This is a genomic window from Citrobacter sp. R4, assembly GCF_026719175.1.
Taxonomy (GTDB): Bacteria; Pseudomonadota; Gammaproteobacteria; order Enterobacterales; family Enterobacteriaceae; genus Citrobacter_A; species Citrobacter_A sedlakii.
Genome location: NZ_JAPPSU010000008.1, coordinates 112,770 through 138,315, shown reverse-complemented (window position 1 = coordinate 138,315; position 25,546 = coordinate 112,770). Strand labels below are relative to the sequence as shown.

General features: G+C 58.4%; 17 protein-coding genes. 4 read left to right on the top strand and 13 right to left on the bottom strand.

Annotated elements, in window-relative coordinates; genetic code table 11:
- Positions 1–6: 6 nt before the first annotated feature.
- The 5 genes from narI to OOJ60_RS17085 form a co-directional block, all read right to left on the bottom strand.
- Positions 7–684, bottom strand: a complete 678-nt coding sequence (narI, locus tag OOJ60_RS17105; protein ID WP_042283575.1) for a respiratory nitrate reductase subunit gamma — start codon at positions 682–684, stop codon at positions 7–9.
- Positions 684–1,394: a nitrate reductase molybdenum cofactor assembly chaperone gene (gene narJ, locus OOJ60_RS17100; protein ID WP_042283577.1), complete on the bottom strand. Its 711-nt coding sequence runs from the start codon at positions 1,392–1,394 to the stop codon at positions 684–686. Before narJ ends, narI begins: the two co-directional genes overlap by 1 nt.
- Positions 1,391–2,926, bottom strand: coding sequence for a nitrate reductase subunit beta (gene narH / locus OOJ60_RS17095; RefSeq protein WP_042283579.1), 1,536 nt, complete (start codon positions 2,924–2,926; stop codon positions 1,391–1,393). The genes narJ and narH overlap by 4 nt, the downstream gene beginning before the upstream one ends.
- Entirely contained in the window at positions 2,923–6,666 is a 3,744-nt protein-coding gene (locus tag OOJ60_RS17090) for a nitrate reductase subunit alpha (RefSeq protein WP_042283581.1), read from the bottom strand. Before OOJ60_RS17090 ends, narH begins: the two co-directional genes overlap by 4 nt.
- Before the next feature lie 391 nt (positions 6,667–7,057).
- Entirely contained in the window at positions 7,058–8,449 is a 1,392-nt protein-coding gene (locus tag OOJ60_RS17085; RefSeq protein WP_042283584.1) for a NarK family nitrate/nitrite MFS transporter, read from the bottom strand.
- A gap of 352 nt (positions 8,450–8,801) precedes the next feature.
- Here OOJ60_RS17085 and narX point away from each other — a divergent pair, with 352 nt between their 5' ends.
- Both narX and narL read left to right on the top strand, forming a co-directional pair.
- A complete protein-coding gene (narX, locus tag OOJ60_RS17080; protein ID WP_205612094.1) occupies positions 8,802–10,598 on the top strand; it encodes a nitrate/nitrite two-component system sensor histidine kinase NarX in 1,797 nt (598 codons plus the stop codon).
- Positions 10,591–11,241, top strand: coding sequence for a two-component system response regulator NarL (narL, locus tag OOJ60_RS17075; protein WP_012906023.1), 651 nt, complete (start codon positions 10,591–10,593; stop codon positions 11,239–11,241). The genes narX and narL overlap by 8 nt, the downstream gene beginning before the upstream one ends.
- Here the strand turns inward: narL and OOJ60_RS17070 are convergent, their stop codons facing one another.
- The 7 genes from OOJ60_RS17070 to nasR form a co-directional block, all read right to left on the bottom strand.
- The gene (locus OOJ60_RS17070) at positions 11,242–12,648 is read right to left on the bottom strand and encodes a YchO/YchP family invasin (protein WP_199957888.1); all 1,407 of its coding nucleotides are present in this window, start codon (positions 12,646–12,648) and stop codon (positions 11,242–11,244) included.
- 101 nt (positions 12,649–12,749) lie between these two features.
- On the bottom strand, positions 12,750–15,332 hold the full coding sequence (locus OOJ60_RS17065; protein ID WP_205612095.1) for a nitrate reductase: 2,583 nt from the start codon (positions 15,330–15,332) through the stop codon (positions 12,750–12,752).
- A complete protein-coding gene (nirB, locus tag OOJ60_RS17060) occupies positions 15,329–19,321 on the bottom strand; it encodes a nitrite reductase large subunit NirB (protein WP_205612096.1) in 3,993 nt (1,330 codons plus the stop codon). Before nirB ends, OOJ60_RS17065 begins: the two co-directional genes overlap by 4 nt.
- Before the next feature lie 10 nt (positions 19,322–19,331).
- Positions 19,332–20,120 (bottom strand): ABC transporter ATP-binding protein, encoded by a 789-nt coding sequence (locus OOJ60_RS17055; RefSeq protein ID WP_042283593.1) that lies wholly within the window; start codon positions 20,118–20,120, stop codon positions 19,332–19,334.
- 9 nt (positions 20,121–20,129) lie between these two features.
- Complete coding sequence (gene ntrB, locus OOJ60_RS17050) at positions 20,130–21,005, bottom strand: nitrate ABC transporter permease (RefSeq protein ID WP_060571315.1); 876 nt, start codon at positions 21,003–21,005, stop codon at positions 20,130–20,132.
- Between the two features lies 1 nt (position 21,006).
- A complete protein-coding gene (locus OOJ60_RS17045) occupies positions 21,007–22,269 on the bottom strand; it encodes a CmpA/NrtA family ABC transporter substrate-binding protein (protein ID WP_205612097.1) in 1,263 nt (420 codons plus the stop codon).
- 230 nt (positions 22,270–22,499) lie between these two features.
- Entirely contained in the window at positions 22,500–23,684 is a 1,185-nt protein-coding gene (nasR, locus tag OOJ60_RS17040; protein ID WP_407057098.1) for a nitrate regulatory protein NasR, read from the bottom strand.
- Between the two features lie 76 nt (positions 23,685–23,760).
- Between nasR and OOJ60_RS17035 the strand changes: the two genes are divergently transcribed.
- Both OOJ60_RS17035 and OOJ60_RS17030 read left to right on the top strand, forming a co-directional pair.
- On the top strand, positions 23,761–24,114 hold the full coding sequence (locus OOJ60_RS17035) for a DsrE/DsrF/TusD sulfur relay family protein (RefSeq protein ID WP_060571317.1): 354 nt from the start codon (positions 23,761–23,763) through the stop codon (positions 24,112–24,114).
- A gap of 260 nt (positions 24,115–24,374) precedes the next feature.
- The gene (locus OOJ60_RS17030; RefSeq protein WP_205612099.1) at positions 24,375–24,620 is read left to right on the top strand and encodes a DUF1883 domain-containing protein; all 246 of its coding nucleotides are present in this window, start codon (positions 24,375–24,377) and stop codon (positions 24,618–24,620) included.
- Between the two features lie 50 nt (positions 24,621–24,670).
- Here OOJ60_RS17030 and OOJ60_RS17025 read toward each other — a convergent pair whose 3' ends face one another.
- The gene (locus tag OOJ60_RS17025; protein ID WP_042283609.1) at positions 24,671–25,366 is read right to left on the bottom strand and encodes a gamma-glutamylcyclotransferase; all 696 of its coding nucleotides are present in this window, start codon (positions 25,364–25,366) and stop codon (positions 24,671–24,673) included.
- Positions 25,367–25,546: the final 180 nt, after the last annotated feature.

The window sequence follows — 25,546 nt, the reverse complement described above, 5'->3', positions numbered from 1 at the left end:
AGCACATCAGCGACGTGCACGCACAATCTGGTATTTGCGCGTCAGGTACTCTACCGGCGCGCTCCAGATATGCACGAGACGGGAGAACGGGAACAGCAGGAATAGCGTCATCCCGAGTACCAGGTGCAGACGGAAAATAAACGCCACGCCGTCAAGATGCGCCGAGGCGCCACCGTGGAAGGTCACGACAGACTGCGCCCAGCCGACCAGCTTCATCATCTCGCTACCGTCCATATGCTGAGCGGAGAACGGTATCGTCAGCAGCCCCAGCGCGCACTGAATCACCAGCAGCGACAGGATCAGAATATCTGCACCAGTGGTCGTTGCCCGTACGCGTGGACTGAACAGACGGCGTTTCAGCAGCAGTACGCCGCCGACCAGGGTCATCAGGCCCGCCGCCCCGCCACCGATCATCGCCATCTTTTGCTTTACGTCGACGGGCAGGAAGGATTCATACATCCAGTGAGGCGTTAACATACCGAGAAAGTGACCGGCAAAGATCCCCAAAATGCCGAAATGGAACAGGTTAGACGCCAGGTTCATCCCCTTGCGATCCAGCATCTGGCTGGATGCGGCACGCCAGGTGTACTGACCATAGTCATAGCGTAGCCAACTGCCAATCAGAAAGACCGACCCGGCGATGTACGGGTAGATATCAAAGAAGAACATATTCAGGAAGTGCATTATTGCTGTCCTCCGGTGGTGATATTCAGGTATTGCGGCGCGACGGCGCCAGCAAAACGACGTTGGTGAGCAGCGATTTCCGACTCGCCGCAGCCCTGATCGGCAAAGAATTTCACCTGCTCTTCTTCCCAGACCGCATCAAGCGCCTGCGGCGTATCGTCGCGCACTTCATCCGCAATTTTTTCGGCGACTTTGTCGCTGTCGATGGTGGTCTTCGCCAGCTTCAGCAGCAGGTCGAACAGCACCGCATAGCGGCTTTCACGCTGTTGCAAGCGCGCGCTCAGCAACGCCAGAATCGGCGCGATATCCTGCAAACCGCCCAGCGCCTCGTTTTTCGGCAACTGCGCCAGGTATTCGAGATACAGCGGCAGATGATCCGGCAATTCGCGGCTGTCGAGTTGCAACCCGTGCTGCTCATACTGCGCCATCAGGTCAACCATCGCCTGACCACGATCGCGTGACTCGCCGTGCACATGTTCAAACAGCAGCAGCGACGTGGCGCGCCCGCGGTCAAACAGTTCGCTGTACCTGGCCTGCACATCCAGCATGTCCTGTGCGGTTAAATCACGCAGGAAAACGCTGAGCTGATGCGCATCCTCTTTATCGAGGTTTTCCGATGACGCGAGTGCTTCGTAAAGCTCCTGCTGATGCTGCCACAGGGCAGCATCAGGGTACTCGAGCAGACGCGAAACAATGACGAGTTCAATCATTGGTGCGACTCCGTTTTGCTGGTCACATCGATGGCATCAATGCGGCGACTGTTGAACAGGTTGAACTTGCTGTCAGAACCGTGGCAGCCGTCGCCGAAGGTAAAGCCACAGCCGCTTTTCTCCGGGAACGCATCACGCGCCAGTTCACGGTGGCTGCTCGGCACCACAAAACGATCTTCGTAGTTAGCGATCGCCAGATAACGATACATCTCCTGAGCCTGCGCTTCACTTAAGCCCACTTCTTCCAGCGCGCGGGTATCCGCTTTGCCGTCTACGGTTTCCGCACGTTTGTAATGACGCATCGCCAGCATACGTTTCAGCGCCAGCAGCACCGGCTGGGTATCCCCTGCCGTCAGCAGATTCGCCAGGTACTGAACCGGAATACGCAGGCTCTCCACGTCCGGCAGAATACCGTTGCTGCCCAGTTCGCCCGCATCCGCGGCAGACTGAATCGGCGACAGCGGCGGCACATACCAGACCATCGGCAGCGTACGGTATTCCGGATGCAGCGGCAGCGCCAGCTTCCAGTCCATCGCCATTTTGTACACCGGCGACTGCTGCGCCGCGTCAATCACGCTCTGCGGCACGCCGTCTTTCAGCGCCTGTTCGATCACTGCCGGATCGTTCGGATCGAGGAACACATCAAGCTGACGCTGATACAGGTCCTTCTCGTTTTCGGTGCTGGCGGCATTCTCAATCGCATCGGCGTCGTACAACAGCACGCCGAGGTAGCGGATACGACCGACACAGGTTTCAGAGCACACAGTCGGCTGACCGGCTTCGATACGCGGGTAACAGAAGATGCACTTCTCTGACTTGCCGCTCTTCCAGTTGAAGTAGATTTTTTTGTACGGGCAGCCGGTGATGCACATACGCCAGCCGCGGCACTTGTCCTGGTCGATCAGCACGATGCCGTCTTCTTCACGCTTATAAATGGCGCCGCTCGGACAAGTCGCCACACATGCCGGGTTCAGGCAGTGTTCGCACAGACGCGGCAGGTACATCATGAAGGTGTTTTCGAACTGGCCGTACATCGCCTTCTGCATGTTTTCGAAGTTCTGGTCTTTGGCGCGTTTTTCAAACTCGCCGCCCAGAATCTCCTCCCAGTTCGGGCCGCTGGTGATCTTGTCCATCCGCTGGCCGGTGATCAGCGAGCGCGGACGGGCGATCGGCTGGTGTTTACTTTCCGGCGCGTTGTGCAGATTCTGATAGTCGTAGTCAAACGGCTCATAGTAATCATCAATGCCCGGCAGATGCGGGTTGGCGAAAATTTTACCGAGCAGCATCGCACGGTTACCCATGCGCGGCTGCAGTTTGCCGTTGATTTTACGGATCCAGCCGCCCTTCCATTTCTCCTGGTTTTCCCAGTCGTTCGGGAAGCCGACGCCCGGTTTGCTTTCCACATTGTTGAACCAGGCGTATTCCATGCCTTCACGACTGGTCCAGACGTTTTTACAGGTGACCGAGCAGGTATGACAGCCGATGCATTTATCCAGATTCAGCACCATGCCGACTTGTGAACGAATTTTCATTTTACGCTCTCCTGTACCTGGTCATTGCCTTCGCCATCCAACCAGTTAATGTTTTTCATCTTACGTACCACCACAAATTCATCGCGGTTAGAGCCGACGGTGCCGTAGTAGTTAAAACCGTAGGCCAGTTGCGCATAACCCCCGATCATATGGGTTGGTTTCGGCGTAATACGGGTAACCGAGTTGTGGATCCCGCCGCGCTGCTGCGTGATTTCCGAGCCCGGCAGGTTCACGATACGTTCCTGCGCGTGGTACATCATGGTCATCCCCGCAGGCACGCGCTGGCTGACGACTGCGCGCGCGGTCAGCGCACCGTTGCTGTTAAACACTTCGATCCAGTCGTTATCTTCAATCCCCAGATCTTTCGCATCTATTTCGCTCATCCAGACAATCGGACCGCCGCGTGAAAGCGTCAGCATCAGCAGGTTGTCACTGTAGGTGGAGTGGATACCCCACTTCTGGTGCGGCGTCAGGAAGTTGAGCGCTTTTTCCGGATTACCGTTGGATTTCTCGCCCATAACCGCTTTCACCGAACGGGTGTCGATTGGCGGACGGTAAACCAGCAGGCTTTCGCCAAAATCACGCATCCACTGGTGATCCTGATACAGCGACTGGCGACCAGACAGGGTTCGCCACGGAATCAGCTCGTGAACGTTGGTGTAACCGGCGTTATAGGACACATGCTCATCTTCCAGGCCAGACCAGGTCGGGCTGGAGATGATCTTACGCGGCTGCGCCTGAATATCGCGGAAGCGAATTTTCTCTTCCTCTTTATTTGTCGCCAGATGCGTATGGTCACGACCGGTAAACTCGCTGAGCGCCGCCCAGGCTTTGACCGCCACCTGACCGTTGGTTTCCGGCGCCAGCGTCAGGATCATCTCTGCCGCATCAATCGCCGTGTTGAGCATCGGCTGGCCTTTCGCCGGCCCCTCTGCCTTGGTGTAATTGAGTTTGCGCAGCAGATCCATTTCACTTTGGGTATTCCACGCGATGCCTTTACCGCCGTTACCGATTTTCTCCATCAGCGGGCCGATAGAGGTGAAACGCTCATAGGTTGCCGGATAGTCGCGCTCCACGGTCATGATGTGCGGCGCGGTGACGCCCGGAATCAGGTCGCATTCGCCTTTTTTCCAGTCCTTCACGTCCAGCGGCTGCGCCAGCTCGGCGGCTGAGTCATGCTGGATCGGCAGCGTGACGACGTCTGTTTCCTGGCCGAGATGGCCGACGCACACCTCAGAGAATTTTTTCGCGATGCCTTTATAGATTTCCCAGTCGCTTTTCGATTCCCAGGCCGGGTCGACGGCGGCGGAAAGCGGATGAATAAACGGATGCATATCCGAGGTATTCATGTCGTCTTTTTCGTACCAGGTCGCGGTCGGCAACACGATGTCGGAGTACAGACAGGTGCTCGACAGACGGAAATCCAGCGTCACCACCAGATCCAGCTTGCCGTCGAGGCCATTGTCCCGCCATTCGACTTCTTCCGGCTTCACGCCGCCCTGCTGTCCCAGATCTTTCCCCTGAATCCCGTTTTCAGTACCGAGCAGATACTTGAGCATGTACTCATGGCCCTTACCGGAGGACCCCAGCAGGTTGGAGCGCCAGATAAACAGGTTACGCGGATGGTTTTTACCGTTTTCCGGCTGTTCGGCCGCAAAGCGAATTGAGCCGTCTTTAAGCGATTTAACGGTGTAATCGACCGGCGTCATACCTGCTTTTTTGGCTTCTTCTGCGATGGTCAGCGGGTTGGTGCCCAACTGCGGCGCCGACGGCAGCCACCCCATACGCTCAGCGCGCACGTTGAAGTCGATCAGATGCCCGCTATAGCGGGATTTGTCCGCCAACGGCGACAGCAATTCCTGCGCGGTGACCGTCTCGTAGCGCCACTGGCTGGAGTGATTGTAGAAATAAGAGGTGCTGTTCATATGGCGCGCAGGACGCTGCCAGTCGAGCGCAAAGGCCAGCGGCTGCCAGCCGGTCTGCGGACGCAGTTTTTCCTGGCCGACATAGTGCGCCCAACCGCCGCCGCTTTGGCCGATACAACCGCAGAACACCAGCATGTTGATCAAACCGCGATAGTTCATATCGAGGTGATACCAGTGGTTCAGCCCGGCGCCAACAATGATCATTGAACGACCGTGGGTTTTATCGGCGTTATCGGCAAATTCACGGGCGATACGCACGATGTGCGCGCGTGGGACACCGGTGATTTGCTCAGCCCACGCCGGAGTGTACGCTTTAATGTCGTCGTAGCTGGTCGCGCAGTTGGCGTCGTTCAGGCCACGCTCCAGACCATAGTTGGCCATCGTCAGGTCGTACACGGTGGTGACCAGCGCAGAGGTGCCGTCCGCCAGTTGCAGACGTTTGGCCGGCAGTTTGTGCAACAGAACGTTTTCCAGTTCAACTTTGTTGAAATGTTCTGTGCCTTCCCCGCCAAAGTACGGGAAGCCAACTTCGGCGATCTCGTCCTGGCTGCCCAGCAGACTCAGTTGCAATTCTGTCTCAGCGCCGGTCGTCCCATCGCGCTGCTCGAGGTTCCATTTGCCTTTTTCGCCCCAGCGGAAACCAATTGAGCCGTTCGGCGCCACCATGTCGCCGTTGCTGTTCATGGCGACAGTTTTCCACTGCGGATTGTTTTCCTGGCCCAGCGCATCGACGAGGTCGGCGGCGCGCAGCATACGGCCTGCGGCGTAATAACCGTCGCGCTCTTCCAGCATCACCAGCATCGGCATGTCGGTGTAGCGACGCACATAGTCAGTAAAATACTGGCTCGGGTTGTCGAGATGGAATTCGCGCAGCATAACGTGGCCCATTGCCAGCGCCATCGCCGCATCGGTACCCTGCTTCGGCGCCAGCCACAGGTCGCACAGCTTGGCGATCTCGGCATAGTCCGGCGTGACCGCAACGGTCTTGGTGCCTTTGTAGCGCACTTCTGTAAAGAAGTGAGCATCCGGAGTACGGGTCTGCGGAACGTTGGATCCCCAGGCGATGATGTAGCTGGAGTTATACCAGTCGGCGGATTCCGGCACGTCGGTCTGCTCGCCCCAGGTCTGCGGAGACGCCGGAGGCAGGTCGCAATACCAGTCGTAGAAGCTCAGGCAAGTGCCGCCTATCAAAGAGAGATAACGCGCGCCAGAGGCATAAGAGACCATCGACATCGCCGGGATCGGCGAGAAACCCGCAACGCGGTCCGGGCCGTAGGTTTTAACGGTATAGACGTTCGAGGCAGCAATCAGTTCATTCACTTCCTGCCAGGAAGAACGCACGAAGCCACCGCGACCGCGCGCCTGCTTGAAGCTTTTTGCTTTGTCGGCGTCTTCAATGATGGATGCCCAGGCATCAACCGGATCGCTGTGCAGTTTTTTCGCCTCACGCCACATCTTCATCAGACGTTTGCGCATCAGCGGATATTTCAGTCGGTTAGCACTGTAGAGATACCAGGAGTAGCTCGCCCCACGCGGGCAGCCTCGCGGCTCGTGGTTCGGCATGTCGGGACGGGTACGCGGGTAATCGGTTTGCTGGGTTTCCCAGGTCACCAGACCGTTCTTGACGTAGATTTTCCAGCTGCATGAGCCGGTGCAGTTCACCCCGTGCGTCGAACGCACGATTTTATCGTGCTGCCAGCGGCTTCTGTATCCATCTTCCCAGTCCCGGTTAGTTTCGAGAAGCTGGCCGTGCCCATCGGCAAAGGTTTCGCCCTTCTGCTTGAAGTAGCGAAACCGATCCAGGAATTTACTCATCGGTTCTCTCCTGTGGGAGCCTGACGGCTCTCTGATAAATCGACATTGCTTAATTGCTGCTGACGGTAACGCGCTGAAAGGACGTGGGAATTGATAACGATCAAGGCAGACCGGGAACAAAACGACGGGTAAATTTGGTTATACCCCTTTGGGGGGATTTAACAAAAATATATAACCTTATGTTTTTAATGAAAATATTTTCAGCCAATACTACGCTAAATGTTAAATTTTACCGGGGTGGGTATTAAGGGGTATGCCCCCTGCATGACCCCTTTACGCCGATGTAACCGACAGGCTAAGCGTCTAAAAATACATCTGTATGTTGTAACTAATTGCAGGATAAAAAAAGCGCGGTCTAACACCGCGCAAAGGATAATCAATAACGACTTTTTTATTTATTGGAATGGCGCCCATATACCAGCCAGGTGATAACCACGCAGGCGATATAGAAGAACAGGAACACTTTCATTGCACCAACCGGCGAACCGGTTAACGCCAGCGATGTGCCGAACGCTTTCGGGATAAAGAAACCGCCAATCGCGCCAATGGCCGAGATAAAGCCCAGCGCTGCCGCCGTGTCGGTAGCCGCTTCTCGCATCGCTTTCTCTTCCGAACCGCCTTCCGCTTTTACGCGGTCCATCGTCAGCTTACGGAAAATCACCGAGATCATCTGAAACGTTGAACCGCTCCCCAGCCCGGCAGTCATGAACAAGGCGAGGAACACCACAAAGAAGGCGATAAAGCTGCCGCCGGTACCGTTTGTGGGCAGCGTCAGGAACAACAGACCGCTGAATATCGCCATCAGCACGAAGTTCACCAGCGTGACGCGGGTACCGCCGAGACGGTCGGAAATAGCCCCGCCCGCCGAGCGCGCCAGCGCGCCAATAAACGGCCCAAAGAAGGCGTAATGCAGAATCTGTACATCAGGGAACTGAGTTTTCGACAGCATCGCAAACCCGGCAGAAAAGCCAATGAACGAGCCAAACGTCGCCAGATACAGCAGGCTCATGATCCACAAGTGGCCGCGTTTCAGGACCGGTAGCTGCTCTTTCAGAGACGCTTTGGAAGTCGCCAGTTCATTCATACCAAACCATGCGGCCAGGGTGAAAATGGCCAGGAACGGCACCCAAATCCACGCGGCGTTCGCCAGGTACAGCTGCGAACCGTCGGGTTGTTCAACACCGTGACTGCCGAAGAGGGCGAAAATGGACAGCGAAACCACCAGCGGCGCAACCAGTTGCATGACGCTCACGCCCATGTTGCCGAGACCACCGTTCAGACCCAGCGCGCCACCTTGCTTCTGTTTTGGAAAGAAAAAGCTGATGTTCGCCATACTGGAGGCAAAGTTAGCCCCGGCAAAACCGCACAGCAGAGAGATCAGAATAAAAGTGCTGAACGGCGTGGAGGTATCCTGTACCGCAAATCCTAACCATACGCATGGCACAATCAAAATCCCGGTGCTGAAGGCGGTCCAGCGGCGACCGCCAAATACCGGCACCATGAAAGAGTACGGCACACGCAGCAGCGCGCCGGAAACTGACGGCAGCGCAGTCAGCATAAACAGCTGATCGGTGGTGAAGTTAAATCCTACCTTCGGCAAATTGACCGCCACAGCACTGAACAACATCCATACGCAAAACGCCAGCAGCAGACAAGGGACGGAAATCCACAGGTTGCGACTGGCGATGCGATGACCCCGTTGCGCCCAGAATGCCGGATCTTCCGGACGCCATTCTGTAATTACTGCTCCAGATGCCCTTTCAGGGACGGATGAATGACTCATAGACACCTCTGATACTCGATTTAATGTCTGCCACCTTAGGGTTTACGGGATTTGGTAAGTTGATATAAATCAAAGGAAAAGCCGTCATTCTGCGGCCCAAAAAATGATGATCACCCTAAGTGAGTAGCGCGTATCGGTAAAAAATATGTGGTTTTTCACCATACTGAGTCACCCTACTCCCTCCTTCGCAAAACCCCTGCCACTCGCGGCAATTAAGAGGTAACTCGTTTTAGGTATGGGTATACTCCAGGTGATAGCCGAGAATAACGCCACTGCCCGCCCTCAACCGCAGTATCGTCATTCATTGGGGTCACGACTCCCCGCAGCCAGTGACCTGAAGGAAGAAGGTTTTATGCTTAAACGTTGTCTCTCTCCGCTCACGCTGGTCAACCAGGTAGCGCTTATCGTCATGCTCTCCACGGCTCTTGGGATGGCGGGAATGGCTGTTTCCGGCTGGCTGGTACAGGGCGTTCAGGGCAGCGCCCACGCCATCAATAAAGCCGGTTCGCTGCGCATGCAGAGCTATCGCCTGCTCGCCGCGGTGCCGCTACAGGGTAACGATCAGAAATTGCTGGACGAGATGGAACAGACGGCATTTAGCCCGGAGCTCACCCGCGCCGCGCAGCGCGACGGCCAGCAGGCACAGCTTAAGGCCTTACAGGCGTACTGGCGCAGCGAGCTGTTGCCCGGTCTGCAACAGGCCAACAGCCGCGAGGCGGTCGCCGCTGACGTCGGACGCTTCGTTACCGGTCTGGATAATCTGGTTTCGGCGTTTGACCATACCACGGAAATGCGTATCGAACGCGTGGTGATGGTACATCGGATGATGGCGATTTTTATGGCGTTGCTGCTGGTCTTTACCATCATCTGGTTACGCGCGCGCTTGCTTCAACCCTGGAAACAGCTGCTGTCGATGGCCCGCGCCGTCAGCCATCGCGACTTTACCCAGCGCGCACGCATCAGCGGACGTAACGAGATGGCAATGCTCGGCGATGCGCTGAACAACATGTCTGACGAACTGGCGGAAAGCTATTCAGTTCTCGAGCAGCGGGTAAAAGAGAAAACCGCCGGGCTGGAGCAAAAGAATCAAATCCTTTCGTTCCTCTGGCAGGCAAACCGCCGTCTGCACTCGCAGGCGCCGCTGTGCGAGCGGCTCTCGCCGGTGCTGAACGGACTGCAAAACTTGACGCTGCTCCACGACATTGAGCTGCGGGTTTATGACCAGGAAGATGAAGATAATCATCAGGAATTTACCTGTCAGTCTGACAGTAGCTGCGACGACAAGGGCTGCCATTTATGTCCGCCCGGAACATTGCCGGAGAGTGACGGCGGCATGACCCTGAAATGGCGTCTGACCGACACCCACACCCAGTACGGCATTCTGCTGGCAACCCTGCCGCCGGGCGGACACCTGAGCCACGATCAGCAGCAACTGGTCGACACGTTAGTCGAACAGCTTACCGCTACGCTGGCGTTGGATCGTCATCAGGAACGCCAGCAGCAGTTGATTGTCATGGAAGAGCGTGCAACCATTGCGCGCGAACTGCATGATTCCATTGCCCAATCGCTGTCCTGTATGAAGATGCAGGTCAGTTGTTTGCAAATGCAGGGTGACACGTTACCGGAAAGCAGCCGCGAGTTGCTGAGCCAGATCCGCAATGAACTGAACGCTTCGTGGGCGCAATTGCGCGAACTGTTAACCACTTTCCGGCTACAGCTGACCGAGCCTGGACTGCGTCCTGCGCTGGAAGCCAGTTGCCAGGAATACAGTGCCCGCTTTGGCTTTACGGTAAAACTGGATTACCAGTTGCCGCCCCGCCTGGTGCCGTCGCATCAGGCTATTCACCTGCTGCAAATTGCCCGCGAAGCGTTAAGCAACGCGCTCAAACATTCGCAGGCCGATGAAGTGGTCGTCACTGCGGCGCTAAAAGGTAAGCAGGTGAAATTAACCGTCCAGGACAACGGCTGCGGCGTGCCTGAAAACGCCGAACGCAGCAATCACTATGGCATGATCATTATGCGTGACCGGGCCCAGAGCCTGCGCGGTGATTGCCGGGTGCGCCGTCGCGAGACGGGAGGCACTGAAGTCGCTGTCACCTTTATTCCCGAAAAATACTTCACTGAAGTGCAAGGAGATACCCATGAATAATCCGGAACAGGCAACCATCCTGCTCATCGACGATCATCCGATGCTGCGGACCGGCGTCAAACAGCTTGTCAGCATGGCCGCGGACATTACCGTGGTCGGCGAGGCCAGCAATGGCGAACAGGGTATTGAACTGGCGGAATCGCTTGACCCGGATCTGATCCTGCTGGACCTGAATATGCCTGGCATGAACGGTCTGGAAACCCTCGACAAGCTACGGGAAAAGGCGTTGTCCGGCCGTATCGTGGTGTTCAGCGTCTCAAACCATGAAGAAGACGTGGTCACCGCGCTCAAACGCGGCGCGGATGGCTACCTGCTAAAAGATATGGAGCCGGAAGATCTGTTGAAGTCCTTACAGCAGGCCGCCGCCGGCGAAATGGTGTTGAGCGAAGCGTTAACGCCAGTGCTGGCCGCCAGCCTGCGCGCCAACCGCGCCACTTCTGACCGCGACGTGACCCAGCTTACCCCGCGCGAGCGCGATATCCTGAAGCTCATCGCCCAGGGTCTGCCAAATAAAATGATCGCCCGCCGTCTGGACATCACCGAAAGCACGGTAAAAGTACACGTCAAACATATGCTGAAAAAAATGAAGCTGAAATCGCGTGTAGAAGCCGCGGTATGGGTGCATCAGGAACGCATCTTCTGATTACTCCTCCGGGAGCAGTCGCCAGCGCGGATCGTCATCCGGCATCGCCATAAACGGCTCCGTCAGCGCAAGCGTGATCTCATTGGAGGAGACACGCTGACCTTTTTCGTCTTCCACCACCACCGACAGCCGCCAGCGGTTGGTCGCCCCTTCACTGCTGTCCCATGCTGGCATAATGATCGTCCAGCCATCAATGCTGTCAGGATCAGGCCCGGAGGTCAGGCTCAGCGCCTGGGTATCGCCCTGCCAGGTCAGGTGGCGCACTCCGTGCAGACTGCGCACCTGGAGTTTCAGCGCTACCGTTTCTCCGGCATGCAGATCCCACGGCGGCGTCGCCAGAAACACGCTCAACGTTTTGCGCTGGCGATATTCCATGGTAGGCAGGTTGTTACGCTGTGGATTGTCATAGCGACTACCGCGCAGTGATTGACTGGCCGCCACTTCGCTGGCTGACAATTGCTTTTTCAGCGGTACGCCGAAGCGATAGTTGAGGTTCAGGCCAAGATTGTTCTGGCTGACGCCGCTCTCGCCCTGCTTGTGCTGGGCGGTCACCGTGACCAGCGGCACCGGGGTGTAATTGAGCCCCAGACTCACCGCCACCGGATTATGGTAGCCCGTCCCGGAGTCAAACAGATCGACGCTGTCGCCAAAATATTGTTCCACACTGACCCGGGTATTGAGGTGCTGGTAGAACGGCATACGCATTTCCGCGCTGAGGTCATAACCGCGCGCCATCCGCTGTTCCAGCGTATCCGTGTGCGTCTGCCAGGAGGCGAACGGCTGGTAATAATTCGCGGACAGACGTAAATATTCCCCCCACGCTTCCGCTCCCAGCCCTGCGCGCTGCAGGTTCTCATCGAGAAGATTGTCGTAAAAGGTGTTATAGCCCAGCAACCAGCCGTCGCGCGCCCAACGCTGTCCGATACCGACATTGCTTACCAGCCCATCGTCCTGTTGCGTCAGGCCCAGTTGACTCCAGGTGAGGTAGCGGGTGTTATCCTGCCAGGGGATAAACCAGCTACCGCGGCTACCGTTGAAATTGCCTTCGTTGTCGACCTGCACATTGACGCTGGCGTTGCCCCACGGCGACAGCCAGGTTTCCAGTTGCTGGTTCACCTGCTCGCTGAGGGCGTCGCGCACCTGTTCGAAGGCGAACTGTTTCGCCTGCTCGCCCGCATCCAGGCCGTTATCGGTCATACTTGCTTCGCCAAAGGCTTTCATCATTTCCGCGAAATGCTTTTCCCCCTCGTTTGACGTTGGGGTCATTCCCAGGTCGGGCAAACCATCCTGATTATTATCGAACGGATTCTCGGCCTGATGGATAAACGTAGATTGCGCGCAGGCGTGACCGCCCGCCAGCAGCAGGAACAGGGAGAACAGCGTGGGATGAGAAACAAAACGGCTCAAATCAGCGGCGGCTTCTTACGTCTATCGATCAATAAAACACGGTAAAAGCCTATCCGATTTTTCGCCGTTTTGCAGGCTTTCTCACACTTTCAGGATAATCCTTACGCTTTGCAGGGAAGCATCCGCGCCAGAATCGCTTTTAGCTCCGGTACGCAGGAGCCGCAGTGCGTACCACAGCGCAGGCTTAACCCCAACGCCGCCACCGAGTCGCAACCCTGACCTATGGCCTGAGCAATGGTTTTCTCCCCGACGCTAAAGCAACTGCAGACGATCGCCCCCGGATCGGCTTGCTCGCTGTCAGCGTTTCCGCTCAGCAGCGCATGGCGCGCCCTGGCGGTTTCCGGCGGCTGGCGAAAAGCGGAGACGATCAGCGCCTCATCAAGCGCAGGCAGTACCGTTCCTGACCAGAACCCGGACATCAGCCTTCCCTGATGCCAGGCGAGCAGATGCTGCCCGTACGGCGTCGTGGCCCGCTGTATCAGCCAGCCCTGCTCAGTGTAGTGATTTTCCAGCCAGTCGGTAACGGGACGATCGGCAGCCAGCGTATAGCGCAGCCCGCATCGCGTGGCTTTTCGCCAGCGGTGAACATAAGGCGGTAGCGTCAGCGGATCGCGGCAGAACAACTCCCCCTGCCAGCGCGGTTGCCACGGGGTGATACGCACCGCCGTCTGTTTGCTTTCCGGCTGACCGGAATGCGGGTCACACACCGGCGCGACCAGCGCGTTCACCCTCCCCTGACGGGCAAACTGATTGTTCCAGTGCATAGGTGCAAAAGCGCTCCCCTCGCGCTGACCGGGGTGTATCATCACCCTTGCGACCATCACGCCGCGCGGCGAATGGATCCGGCACAGAGCGCCGTCAACAAGCTGAAGTCGCGCGCCATCCTGCGGCGACAGCTCGACGGTCGGTTCGCTGATATGCTGCATCAGGCGTGGGACATTTCCGGTGCGGGTCAGCGTATGCCATTGGTCACGAATGCGCCCGGTATTGAGCACCAGCGGATACAGCGGATCGCCGCAGGTATTCATGCCCTGCGGCGCAACCGGCACCATCCGCAGACGCCGCCATGCCGGCGGCGCGTCTTGCGTGCGGCTTACCGGCCAGCGTACAGGCGTCAGATCCTGCCACTGTTCACGGCTGAGTGCCGCCAGCGCGCCGATATCAAATGCCCGCTCACCGTTATTTTCGAACCCGGAAAGCGCCGCATGTTCGCGAAAGACCTGCCACGCGTCCTGCCAGGCAAATGCGCTGGCGAATCCCAGTCGTTTCGCCATTTGCGCCACAATCCACCAGTCGGCGCGCGCTTCGCCGGGCGCGGGTAAAAACGCCCGCTGGCGCGAGATCCGCCGTTCGGAGTTGGTTACTGTGCCGTCTTTTTCCCCCCACGCCAGCGCCGGAAAACGGATATGCGCATAACGGCTGGTATCCGTCTTTTCCATTACCTCGGAGACAATCACCAGTGGGCACGCCGCCAGCGCCTGACATACCGCATGGCTGTCCGGTAGCGACACCGCAGGATTGGTGCCCATGATCCACACCGCTTTGACCTCGCCGCTGGCGATAGCCGCAAACAAATCGACCGCCATCAGCCCCGGCGTTTGCGCCAGGCGTTCCGTCCCCCAGAAACGGGCGACGCGCGACACGTCAGCGGGTTCAAAATCCATGTGAGCGGCAAGCTGGGTCGCCAGTCCGCCGACCTCGCGACCGCCCATCGCGTTTGGCTGTCCGGTCAGCGAAAAGGGGCCGCAGCCTGCGCGGTTGACCTTTCCGCTGGCGAGGTGAACGTTGATAATAGCATTACACTTGTTGCTGCCGCTGGCCGACTGGTTAATGCCCATGGAGTAAAGCGTGATGGCGGTCCGGGCGCTGAGAAACCAGTCATAGAAGGTGGCGACGGTCTGCCGTTCCAGCTCGCAATATTCCGCCACCCGCGCCAGCGGCCATTCGTCAGCCAGCGCCAGCGCCGCCTGGCCATCGACAAAGTCGCTGTTCGCCAGCCCACTTTGCTGAAGCGCGTGGAGCAGACCGACAAACAGCCCGCCGTCGCTGCCCGGCGCGAGAGGAAGATGAAGGTCGGCGATGTCACAGGTGGGCGTACGGCGCGGATCGATCACCACCACCCGCATCGACGGGTTGTCGGCCTTTGCCTGCGCCAGGCGCTGGTAGAGTACCGGATGCGTCCAGGCGGCGTTTGAGCCGACCAGGATCACCAGTTCGCTCTGCTCGACGTCCTCGTAACTGCACGGCACCACGTCTGCGCCAAAGGCGCGTTTGTAGGCGGTTACCGCCGACGACATGCAAAGTCGGGAGTTGGTGTCGATATTGGCGGCGCCGATAAAACCTTTCATCAGCTTGTTCGCCGCGTAATAGTCTTCGGTAAGCAACTGACCTGAGGCATAGAACGCGACCGTCTTCGGACCGTAACGGTCAATAATCGCCTGCAGCCGATGGCCTGCGGTATCCAGCGCCTGCTGCCAGTCGGTGACTTCACCGTCCACGGTCGGGTGCAGTAAACGTTCCGCCAGCCCGGTGGTTTCGCCGAGTGCTGCGCCTTTCACGCACAGCCGCCCATAGTTTGCCGGATGCGACGGATCGCCTCTTACGGTGACGCCCTTTTCGCTTACCTCGGCAATTACCCCGCAGCCGACGCCGCAGTAGGGACAGGTGGTTCGGGTTTCGCTCATGATGCCTCCGCGCGCAGCAGCAGCGCCTGATTGCCGACCCACACCGTCCCGCCTTCCACTTTCACCGGCCACGCGCGTACCATCGGTTCGCCGCTGTCGCACTGACGGCCATCGCGCAGGCGAATACGCTGTTTATACAGTGGTGAAATGACGATCGGTTCGCCGCCGGCGTCGCCCAGAATGCCGCGGGAAAGCACGTTGGCGTCGCTGCCCGGCTCGCGATCGTCCAGCGCGAACACCGTTTCGCCAAAGCGGAACAGCGCAATCTGCCGCTCACCCAGTCGCGCGCCGACGCCCAGGCGTTCCGGGATCGCCTCAACGGCGCACACCGCCTGCCAGGGTCGCTGGTTTTCCTCCTGCGGCTGGCTGATGAGGGTTGACCGGAACAACGCCAACTGCTGCGGGTCGTTCAACGTGGTTTGCCACTCACACTGGTAGCTTTCCACCACGCGCGCCATCTCCTGCTCCAGCTCGTCGGCAATGCCGAGGCTATCGTTGAGGATCACCTCGCGCAGGTAAGCAATGCCGCCTTCGAGATTATCCATCCAGGTACTGGTACGCTGTAAGCGGTCGGCCGTGCGAATGTAGAACATCAGAAAGCGATCGATGGTGCGTAGCAGCGTGTCGCTGTCCATATCGCTGGCAAACAGATCGGCGTGACGCGGTTTCATGCCGCCATTGCCGCACAGGTACAGGTTCCAGCCCTTATCGGTAGCAATAACCCCGACATCTTTGCCCTGTGCTTCGGCGCATTCACGGGTACAGCCGGACACCGCCATTTTGATTTTATGCGGCGCGCGCAGCCCTTTATAGCGATGCTCCAGCCTCACCGCCAGTCCGGTGGAGTCCTGTACGCCGTAGCGACACCAGGTCGAGCCAACACAGGATTTCACCGTCCGCAGCGACTTGCCGTAGGCGTGCCCGGTTTCGAACCCGGCGGCAATCAGGTCGCGCCAGATATCCGGCAGTTGCTCCAGTCGCGCGCCAAAGAGATCGATGCGCTGACCGCCCGTAATTTTGCTGTACAGCCGATAGCGTTTGGCGATCTCGCCCATCGCGATCAACCCCTCAGCCGTCACTTCTCCCGCCGCCATTCTTGGCACGACCGAATAGGTGCCGTCTTTCTGAATATTGGCGAAAAAACGATCGTTGGTATCCTGTAGCGGCCTGTGCGCAGGCTTCAGCAGATAGTCGTTCCAGCACGAGGCCAGCACCGAACCGACCAGCGGCTTACAAATTTCGCAGCCGTGGCCCTGTCCGTAGCGACTAATCAATTGCTCAAAGGTATGGATCCGGTTAACCCGCACCAGGTGATAAATTTCCTGACGCGAATACGAAAAGTGTTCGCAGATATCCTTTTTGACCTCCACGCCCTGAGCGGCAAGCTGATGTTCCATCACCTGTTTAACCAGCGCGCTACAGCCGCCGCAGCCAGTCGCCGCCTTGGTGCACTGCCTGAGCGCGCCGATATCGGTTGCGCCCGCGCTGACCGCCTGGCAGATATCCGCTTTGCTGACGTTATGACAGGAGCAAACCTGCGCGCTGTCCGGAAGCGCCGCCACGCCGAAGGTAGCAGGCGCGCCAGCGGAAAGCGCAGGTAAAATCAGCGACTCCGGCCGGGCGGGAAGCGCAATCCCGTTCAGCATCATCGGCAACAGCGTGGCGTAGTCGGCCACGTCCCCCACCAGCACACCGCCGAGCAACGTTTTGCCGTCGGCGCTAACGACGATTTTTTTATAGATTTGCTCAGGACCGTCGGTCCACTGGTAGCTTTTTGCGCCTGGCGTGCGGGCCTGCGCGTCGCCAAACGAGGCGACATCCACGCCCAGAAGTTTCAGTTTGGTGCTCATGTCCGCGCCGCTAAAACACGCCGACTCCTGCGCCAGTCCGGCGGCAACCACTCGCGCCATCTGATACCCCGGCGCAACAAGTCCATAAATCCGCCCTTCCCAGAGCGCGCATTCACCAATGGCGTAAATGGCGTCATCAGAGGTCAAACACCGGCTGTCTATGCGGATCCCCCCGCGTTCACCGACGGCTAATCCGGCGTCGCGCGCCAGCGCATCCTGCGGGCGGATCCCGGCAGAAAAGACCACCATATCGGTTTTCAGACGCTCGCCATCGGCAAAATGCAGGATCAGACCGTCCGCCGTGGTCACAATCCCGGTGGTCGCTTTCGCGGTGTGCACGCCTACGCCCAGCGCGTCGATTTTCTCGCGCAACATCGCCGCGCCAGCGTCATCCAGCTGTACCGCCATCAGGTTTGGCGCAAATTCAACAACGTGCGTTTCCAGCCCAAGCTGGCGCAGCGCGTTTGCCGCTTCCAGCCCCAACAACCCGCCGCCGATCACAACCCCACGACGCGCCGCTTTGGCCTTCGCCGCAATGGCGTCAAGATCGTCCAGCGTGCGGTAAACAAAGCAGCCAGGCGAATCATTGCCCATGACCGGCGGCACGAACGGATACGATCCGGTAGCCAGCACCAGCTTATCCCAGTGGGTTTCATGACCGCTGGCGGTACGAATTATCCGCCTCTCCCTGTCGATAGCGACGACGCGCTGCGACAGTCGTAACTCAATGCCGTAGCGGATAAAAAAGCCCTCCTCCACCAGCGACAGCGACTGCGCGCTACGTCCGGCAAAGTATTCCGACAAATGTACCCGGTCATAGGCGGCGTGGCGCTCTTCACCGAATACCACAATCTGATACTGCTCATGCAGATTGCGGCTTACGCACTGCTCAAGGAAATGGTGGCCTACCATTCCGTGTCCCACAACGGCCAGCGTCGGTTTTGTCATCGTCTTTAGTCCTGCAACCGTCGGTTGCGTGTCAAAGTGGTCGAATAACCAGTCAGGATGCGCCGTCGCGCGCTGCGCCAGCAGTTCGGTAAACGGCGCGGCGCTGCGGCAATCGCCCATCAGTAACGCGCCGGCAAGTTTGCCGCCACGAATAAGCAGACGCCGATAATGTCCGCTGAGTGGATCAAGGCTGGAATACACCTCGTCGCCGGGAAGGGTTTCCACCGCGCCTGCGCTGAACAGGTCAATGCCGGTCACTTTCAGGCGGGTTCCCGACTCCTGCCAGCGAAAACCGTCCTGCGGCGCGCCACAAAGACGGGCCGCCAGCACCGCCGCCTGCGCCAGACATGGCGCGACCAGCCCCCATGTCTGACCGTTGATTTCACAGCACTCGCCCATGGCGCTGACATTCGCTATGTTGGTACGTAACTGCGCATCAACAACAATGCCGCGCTGGCACGCAATGCCGCTTTCCTGCGCCAGACGAATATTGGGCTTCACGCCGGTGGCGATAATCACCCGATTTGCCGCCAATACCCGCCCGTCCTGTAGCGTCACGGTCTGCTCTGCAATACGCGCGATGCCGGATGAAAGGAAACAGTGGATCCCGCGGGTGGTGAGCTGCGCTTCCAGTAGCGCACTGGCCTGATGGTCAAGCTGTTGTTCCATAAGACGATCTGCCCGGTGCACCAGCGTGACGTTGTCACACGAATAGCGTAACGCCGCGGCGGCTTCTACCCCGAGCACCCCGCCGCCCAGTACTATCGCGGGGCCACCTGCCTGACGGATCTTTTCTACATCCTGGACGGTGCGGAACGCCATGACATGCGCCTGGTCAGCCCCCTCAACCGGCGGGATAAAAGGGTCGGAACCGGTGGCAAAAACCAGCTCATCCCAGCCCAGGCTGCGCCGGGTGGTGGTAAGCGTTCTGGCGTGGACATCGACGGCGATCACCGCCTCCCCGTTCAGTACCGTAATACCGTGGTCGCGATACCATTGCGGCGCGTGCAGCACCGTTTCAGCAAAGGGCTTTTCGCCACCGAGCACCGGCGTCAGCAGGATGCGGTTGTAAGCAGGCTGCGGCTCATCGCCAATCAGAGTAATGCGATACGGACGCCGTTCGTCGGCAACGAGTATTTCCACCAGTCGGGTGGCCGCCATACCGTTGCCGATAATCACCAGTCGCGTCATCTGCTCCTCCTTACGCCGCCTTCGGCTGTTTTTCGTAGAGGAAATGGAGCACCCGCTGACGCAGGTTGTGATAACGGCTGTCGTCCGCCAACTGCACGCGATGGCGCGGGCGCGGCAGATTCACCGCTAAAATCTCGCCTACCGTCGCCGCCGGACCGTTGGTCATCATCAGCACACGGTCAGACAGCAGTACCGCCTCGTCGACGTCATGGGTAATCAGCACGATAGTGGTGTTGAGCGACTGCTGGATGTGCATCACCGTGTCCTGCAAATGCGCGCGGGTCAGTGCGTCAAGCGCGCCGAACGGCTCATCCATAAGCAGCACTTTCGGCTTCATCGCCAGCGCCCTTGCGATCCCCACGCGCTGCTTCATGCCGCCGGAAATTTCGCCGGGGTGTTTGCGCATGGCGTGGCCCATCTGCACGCGGGCCAGATTGTGTTCGATCCAGTCGCGCCGCTCGGCTTTGCTCATGGTGCGACGAAAAACCTGATCCACCGCCAGCGCCACGTTGTCGAAACAGGTCAGCCACGGCAGCAGTGAATGATTCTGAAACACCACCGCCCGCTCCGGCCCCGGTCCGGCAATTTCGCGGTTATCGCAAATCAACCCGCCTTCACTGGGCAATGTGATGCCGGCAATAAGGTTCAGCAGCGTGGATTTACCGCAGCCGGAGTGGCCGATCAAACTGACGGTTTCCCCTTCGTGAATGTCAAAGGAGACATTTTGCAGCGCCAGAAACTCGCCGCTGGCGGTTGAAAAGCGTTGGCTGACCGCCTGTATCTGTATTAACGGTTTCATGTTTGCCTCCTATTTATCCTGCCAGCTAAAACGCCGCGCCATCAGCATCAGTCCCTGCTCCAGCAGCAGGCCAACCACGCCGATAATCACGATAGCGATGAGAATGTTTTCCACATTGAGGTTGTTCCACTCGTTCCAGATCCAGAAGCCGATACCCAGCCCCCCGGTCAGCATTTCGGCGGCGACAATCACCAGCCAGGCGATGCCGATAGACAGTCGAACGCCGGTCAGAACGGCAGGCACAACGGCGGGGAACAGAATGCGGCGCATGATCGTCCACTCGGAAAGCTGTAGCACCCGGGCGACATTGAGATAGTCAGCGGGAATGCGCCGCACGCCTTCTGCGGTGTTGATGACCATCGGCCAGATCGAGCAGATAAAAATGGTCCAGCTTGAGGCGGGTTCCGCTTTCTGAAACAACAACAAGCCAATAGGCAGCCAGGCCAGCGGACTGACCGGGCGCAGCAGCGCGATCAGCGGCGAAAACATGTTTGAGAAGAAGGTGAAGCGGCCAATCAGAAAGCCCAGCGGGATCCCGACCAGCGCGGCAAGGCCAAAGCCCGTCGCCACCCGCTGTAACGACGCCAGCACGTTCCAGCCAATCCCCATGTCGTTGGGTCCGCCATTGTAGAAAGGGTCGGCGAATAGCGTCAGCGCCGAGTCAAGGGTGCTGAGCGGCGTGGGAAAGCCTTTACTGTTGATGGCCGCCAGTTGCCAGCAGAACAGCAGAAGGCCGATTCCCAGCCCCGCCGGCACCGTTCGCTGCACCCCATGGCGCAACCAGCCGGAAAGCGGAGACGCGCGCCTGCGGACCTGTACCGGCGGCAGGACGACCACGTCGGCCACGACGGGTTCAGCCACTTTCTTTTGTGTGTTGTTCTGCATATCAGACTCCCATACGGTTAAGCGAGAAACGGGTGGCATAGGTTTCCGGCTCGCGCCCGTCCCAGACGGAACCGTCCAGCAGCGTGCTGCTGCGCAACAGGCCAGAAGGCGCGGTTATGCCGCCGCCAATGGCGGTGGCGGCGTCACGCCAGATGTCGGTACGGTTGACCCGCGCGGCAATGGCGGCGTAGTCGGGCGCGTCCTTCAGCAATCCCCAGCGACGGAATTGGGTCAGAAACCACATGCCGTCGGAGTGCCAGGGAAAGCTCACATCACCCTCCCGGAAGAAACGCATCGGATGCGGATCCTGCCAGCGACGCCCTGCGCCGTTGTCGTATTCCCCCAGCATGCGCCCGGTCAGATACTGTTCTTTGGTATTCAGCCACGCCCGACGAGAGAGGATCTGCGCCGTTTCGCGCTTATTCCTTTCCGACGCGTCAATCCAGCGCGAAGCCTCCAGCACCGCGCTGACCAGCGCCCGCGCGGTATGTGGGTTCTGTTGCACCCATGCGCGGCGCGTGCCGAGCACTTTTTCCGGATGATCGGGCCAGATCGCCTGCGAGGTAGCGGCGGTAAACCCGATCCGATCGTTAATCGCCCGTGCGTTCCACGGTTCGCCGACGCAAAAACCGCTCATGTTTCCGATGCGCATGTTCATCACCATTTGCGGCGGTGGAACAACCACAGTCCGGACATCGGTAAACGGATTAATCTCTGCGCTGGCAAGCCAGTAGTACAGCCACATGGCGTGGGTGCCTGTCGGGAAGGTATGCGCGAAGGTAAACGTACCGGGCGCCTGCGCGGCGATCCTCTTTTTCAGCGCCGCCGCATCGGTGACGCCCTGCGCCTGTAATTCCGCAGAAAGCGTGATCGCCTGACCGTTCTGATTCAGCGTCATCAGGTTCGCCATCGGTTGCGCTTTGCCGGCTATTCCCAGTTCAAGCCCGTACAGCAGGCCATACAGCACGTGGGCGGCGTCCAGTTCGCCGGAAACCAACTTGTCGCGCACAGCTGCCCAGCTGGCTTCTTTGGTGGGTACGAGGGTAATACCGTACTTTTTATCAAAGCCCTTCAGGGCGGCGATAATCACCGGCGCGCAGTCAGTCAGCGGAATAAATCCCACTCTCACTGTCGCCTGCTCGGGCTTGTCCGACCCTGCCGCCCAGACCGCTGACATCGCCCCCGGCAGCAGGCAGGTTGCGCCCAGCACAGCGCTGGCCTGAAGCAGTCGCCTGCGCGTTAACGAAACCGTGTTGTTCTCCATATCCGCTCCCCATGGCAAAAAAAAAGCGCCCGGCAATGCCAACGCATTGCAGGACGCCTTTATCCTCAAAACGAACAGACCGCCGTTGGTCCGTCGCTAAAATGTCTGTAATACGATTTGCAATTCAGATGCCAACTTTGCAGAGGCCTGTCTGGCGGACAAACGGTGTAGTGTGTCGCCGCGCTGCACCGCAAACAGGCAACGTTTGCCCATTCACCGTGCAGCGTGTCTTAGCGCGCGCTTTGCATCAGCGATTTCACGGTGAGCACTGCGCGGGCGATATCCACCATTCGCTGGTTTTTATCCATCGCCATTTTGCGCAGCGTTTGCCAGGCCTGTTCTTCGCTGAGCTGCTGGTGATTCATTAACACGCTTTTCGCTTTATCAATCACCTTGCGCTCTTCCAGCGAATCCTGTAGCGAAGCCAACTGCCCACTGAGCTGCTCCAGCTGTCGCGCCTGCTGGCGCACCACCAGCAGTAACTGTTTATCGCGCCGCAGCGAGAAGGTATCCGCGGCGGCGTCGTTGAGCCAGCGTTCCAGCGGCAGTGCGCACTCTTGCTGGTTCAGTCGACGCTCTACCGCGTTCATCAACTCAGCAATCAGCATTTCTTCGATAGCGCGCAACTGCTCGAGGCGCTGAGTCTGAAGGGTAAACCAGCGTAACGCGCTTGTGCCGTTGTCGGCGTCAGGCTGGCGGGTACAGGCATGGCGTCGCAGTTGTTCGACCGCCCCTTCCGCCTCGCCATACTGGTGGAATTGATGCACCACCGCCGGGGACGCCAGTGAAAGAAAGGTATCAAAGCAGAGCTGCTGACCATCGATGCGATCAACCAGCTCCTGACGCATCTGCGGGCTAAATTCACCGTGGGTGAAGCCTATCGCCCCCAGCGCCCGCTCCTGGCCAACCAGCTCTTTTCCCTGCATAAAGCTGTACAGGGCGACTAAACCTCCGGCGACGTGCGGATGATCGATACTGTCGTTAAGCTCCGGCACGATACTCAGTAAATGGCGTAACAGTCGGCTGTACTGTTCCATCGCCTGTAGCGCGGGCTGATTGCGTCCGCTGACGCTATCGCGCAGCGCCGGTAATTGCTCAAGACACCATACCGCGCTGGCAATGCGATGACACAGCGCGCTGTTGGCTGTCGGCAAATAGTCCTGCAACAGGTGCTGCAACCGCCGGTGCTCCTCATCCACCAGCGCCCGGCTGGCACGGATTTCTGCCACATACAGCGTGCCCTGCGAGCATAACCAAATGTTGGAAGCCCCGCGTTCGCACTGTAGCATATGCACCAGATGGCTGATGCGCGAGACCAGATTTCCGGACTGCGCCAGTTGCCGAAGCTGCGTGTTTTCAAGCTGGCGCGCGTAGCGGAACCATTGCGTCGCCCCTGGCGTTTCCACGTTTGTCATCATGTCAGCTCTCCCGGAAAACAGATTTATTCAGGAGTAAGCAATATCCATGCCCCTTCAGACAACAGGAGTTAAAATGCAAAAGATAGCGATCGTCGCCAACGGTGCGGCCTACGGAAGTGAGTCCCTGTTTAACAGCCTGCGTCTCGCCATTGCGTTACGTGAACAGTCGCCCGAACTCGACCTCCGACTGTTTTTGATGTCAGATGCCGTCACGGCAGGACTGCGCGGCCAGAAACCGGCGGAAGGGTATAATATTCAGCAGATGATTGAGATCCTCACCGCCCAGAACGTACCGGTGAAGCTGTGCAAAACCTGTGCCGACGGGCGCGGGATCACCGATCTGCCGCTGATCGACGGCGTGGAAGTCGGCACGCTGGTGGAGCTGGCGCAGTGGACGCTGGCTGCCGATAAAGTACTCACCTTCTGACGGTTGCGCAGCCCGGCTTGCTGTAACGACCGGGAATTGCCGAATTTAATCTTCCCGTGGCGCATTTCCCGCAAAAGTAAGTGCGCCCGATCACGCTTTTTCGCCCGATTTTGTCATTTTTGTTTAATCGTTATGCCATTTTTTGATCAAAATCAGCATTCCCCGACTCACTCTTTGGTGTTATGCACTGAGTGAAATGTGAACAACATCACGCAATACTTCCGCGAGGAAGTAGGTTGTTTTCAATAACGGGGTGAAAAATGGCATTAGTGAAAGCAAGTCTGAAGTTATTTGGTGGGGATACCGTAGTGGTGCGCTGCTCGGAGCGTTGCCACATCCACCTGATGAGCGAGAAAAAACACGTAAAAGACACGCAGACCGACATTTTAAGCGTGCAGAATCGTGATAACGCGTGGTTGACCGTCCCTTACACCGGCGTCTGGAATGTGCTAATCGACAGTCACAGCCAGTCGCTGGAACATTCCATCAGCTATATCGCAGCCTGATAATTATAAGCCCGGCCGCGCTGACGCTGACCGGGCAAAATAACCTGGCGCTACGCGAAGCCGGGACGCATTACCCCTTCGGGCAGCGTTTCCTCTAACAGCCCCCGCACGTTCGCCACCAGATCGTTCAGACAATCATCCTGCATGCCTAGCTTCTTCAGCTCTAGTTCCAGCGAAAACAGATACTGCGCATTGGTGCCAAGCGGACCGCTGGCTTTGGCGATCAGCGGCGCAACCACCTGCGCGCGCGTGTCCGACTCATACAACGGATGACGCGGATCCATAATAAACACCAGCGCGTTCACCGTGCGACCATCGTCCAGCGCCAGCTGACACCAGGTTGGCAGGTAACAGCCGGTGATCATTTCGCGCTTCCATAGCAGAGTCAATTCTTGTTCAAGCGAGATATCCGACAGGCGATAGGCCACGCCAGTGGTGCGTCCGCCCTCTTTCAGTGCAAGCATCCGCCCAGGCTGGCAGGCAGTCCCGCGTCCGGCGGTCAGCTTCAGGCAAAAGGCCCGGTGCCAGCCCACCAGCGTACCGGTACACGACTCATCGAACTCCAACGCCGGGTTCCACATCAATGATCCATACCCGAAGATCCACACCGGTCCGTCGTCCGGTCGGCAGGCCAGCGTCGCCGCAAGGGACGCCGCACGTTGCTCTGCCGACCATAAGAGTGATTCTTCAATAGCGCCAAATGCCGTTTTGCAATCGGCATTCATCAAGAAATCACGCGTTAACACCTTACACCTCCGCCACTGCCTACTTCCCTGCGACAACTTTTGACGCCTTCCGGGCCTTTTAACTGCTCATTTTGAAACCAACAGCAGGACAATATGCAATTCGCGGGCCGCTTGCAAGGCGGCGACAGGGTCAGGCAGCACGATTCGCGAAGCGACTGAACACGGTCATTTTGTTAAACC

Excerpts from the sequence above, each read along its gene's own strand:
- OOJ60_RS17085 (WP_042283584.1), bottom strand. The coding sequence starts at position 8,449 with ATGAGTCATTCATCCGTCCCTGAAAGGGCATCTGGAGCAGTAATTACA.
- OOJ60_RS17035 (WP_060571317.1), top strand. The coding sequence starts at position 23,761 with ATGCAAAAGATAGCGATCGTCGCCAACGGTGCGGCCTACGGAAGTGAG.
- OOJ60_RS17065 (WP_205612095.1), bottom strand. The coding sequence starts at position 15,332 with ATGAGCGAAACCCGAACCACCTGTCCCTACTGCGGCGTCGGCTGCGGG.
- OOJ60_RS17045 (WP_205612097.1), bottom strand. The coding sequence starts at position 22,269 with ATGGAGAACAACACGGTTTCGTTAACGCGCAGGCGACTGCTTCAGGCC.
- nirB (WP_205612096.1), bottom strand. The coding sequence starts at position 19,321 with ATGACGCGACTGGTGATTATCGGCAACGGTATGGCGGCCACCCGACTG.
- ntrB (WP_060571315.1), bottom strand. The coding sequence starts at position 21,005 with ATGCAGAACAACACACAAAAGAAAGTGGCTGAACCCGTCGTGGCCGAC.
- OOJ60_RS17030 (WP_205612099.1), top strand. The coding sequence starts at position 24,375 with ATGGCATTAGTGAAAGCAAGTCTGAAGTTATTTGGTGGGGATACCGTA.
- nasR (WP_407057098.1), bottom strand. The coding sequence starts at position 23,684 with ATGACAAACGTGGAAACGCCAGGGGCGACGCAATGGTTCCGCTACGCG.
- OOJ60_RS17055 (WP_042283593.1), bottom strand. The coding sequence starts at position 20,120 with ATGAAACCGTTAATACAGATACAGGCGGTCAGCCAACGCTTTTCAACC.
- narL (WP_012906023.1), top strand. The coding sequence starts at position 10,591 with ATGAATAATCCGGAACAGGCAACCATCCTGCTCATCGACGATCATCCG.
- OOJ60_RS17090 (WP_042283581.1), bottom strand. The coding sequence starts at position 6,666 with ATGAGTAAATTCCTGGATCGGTTTCGCTACTTCAAGCAGAAGGGCGAA.
- narH (WP_042283579.1), bottom strand. The coding sequence starts at position 2,926 with ATGAAAATTCGTTCACAAGTCGGCATGGTGCTGAATCTGGATAAATGC.
- narJ (WP_042283577.1), bottom strand. The coding sequence starts at position 1,394 with ATGATTGAACTCGTCATTGTTTCGCGTCTGCTCGAGTACCCTGATGCT.
- narI (WP_042283575.1), bottom strand. The coding sequence starts at position 684 with ATGCACTTCCTGAATATGTTCTTCTTTGATATCTACCCGTACATCGCC.
- narX (WP_205612094.1), top strand. The coding sequence starts at position 8,802 with ATGCTTAAACGTTGTCTCTCTCCGCTCACGCTGGTCAACCAGGTAGCG.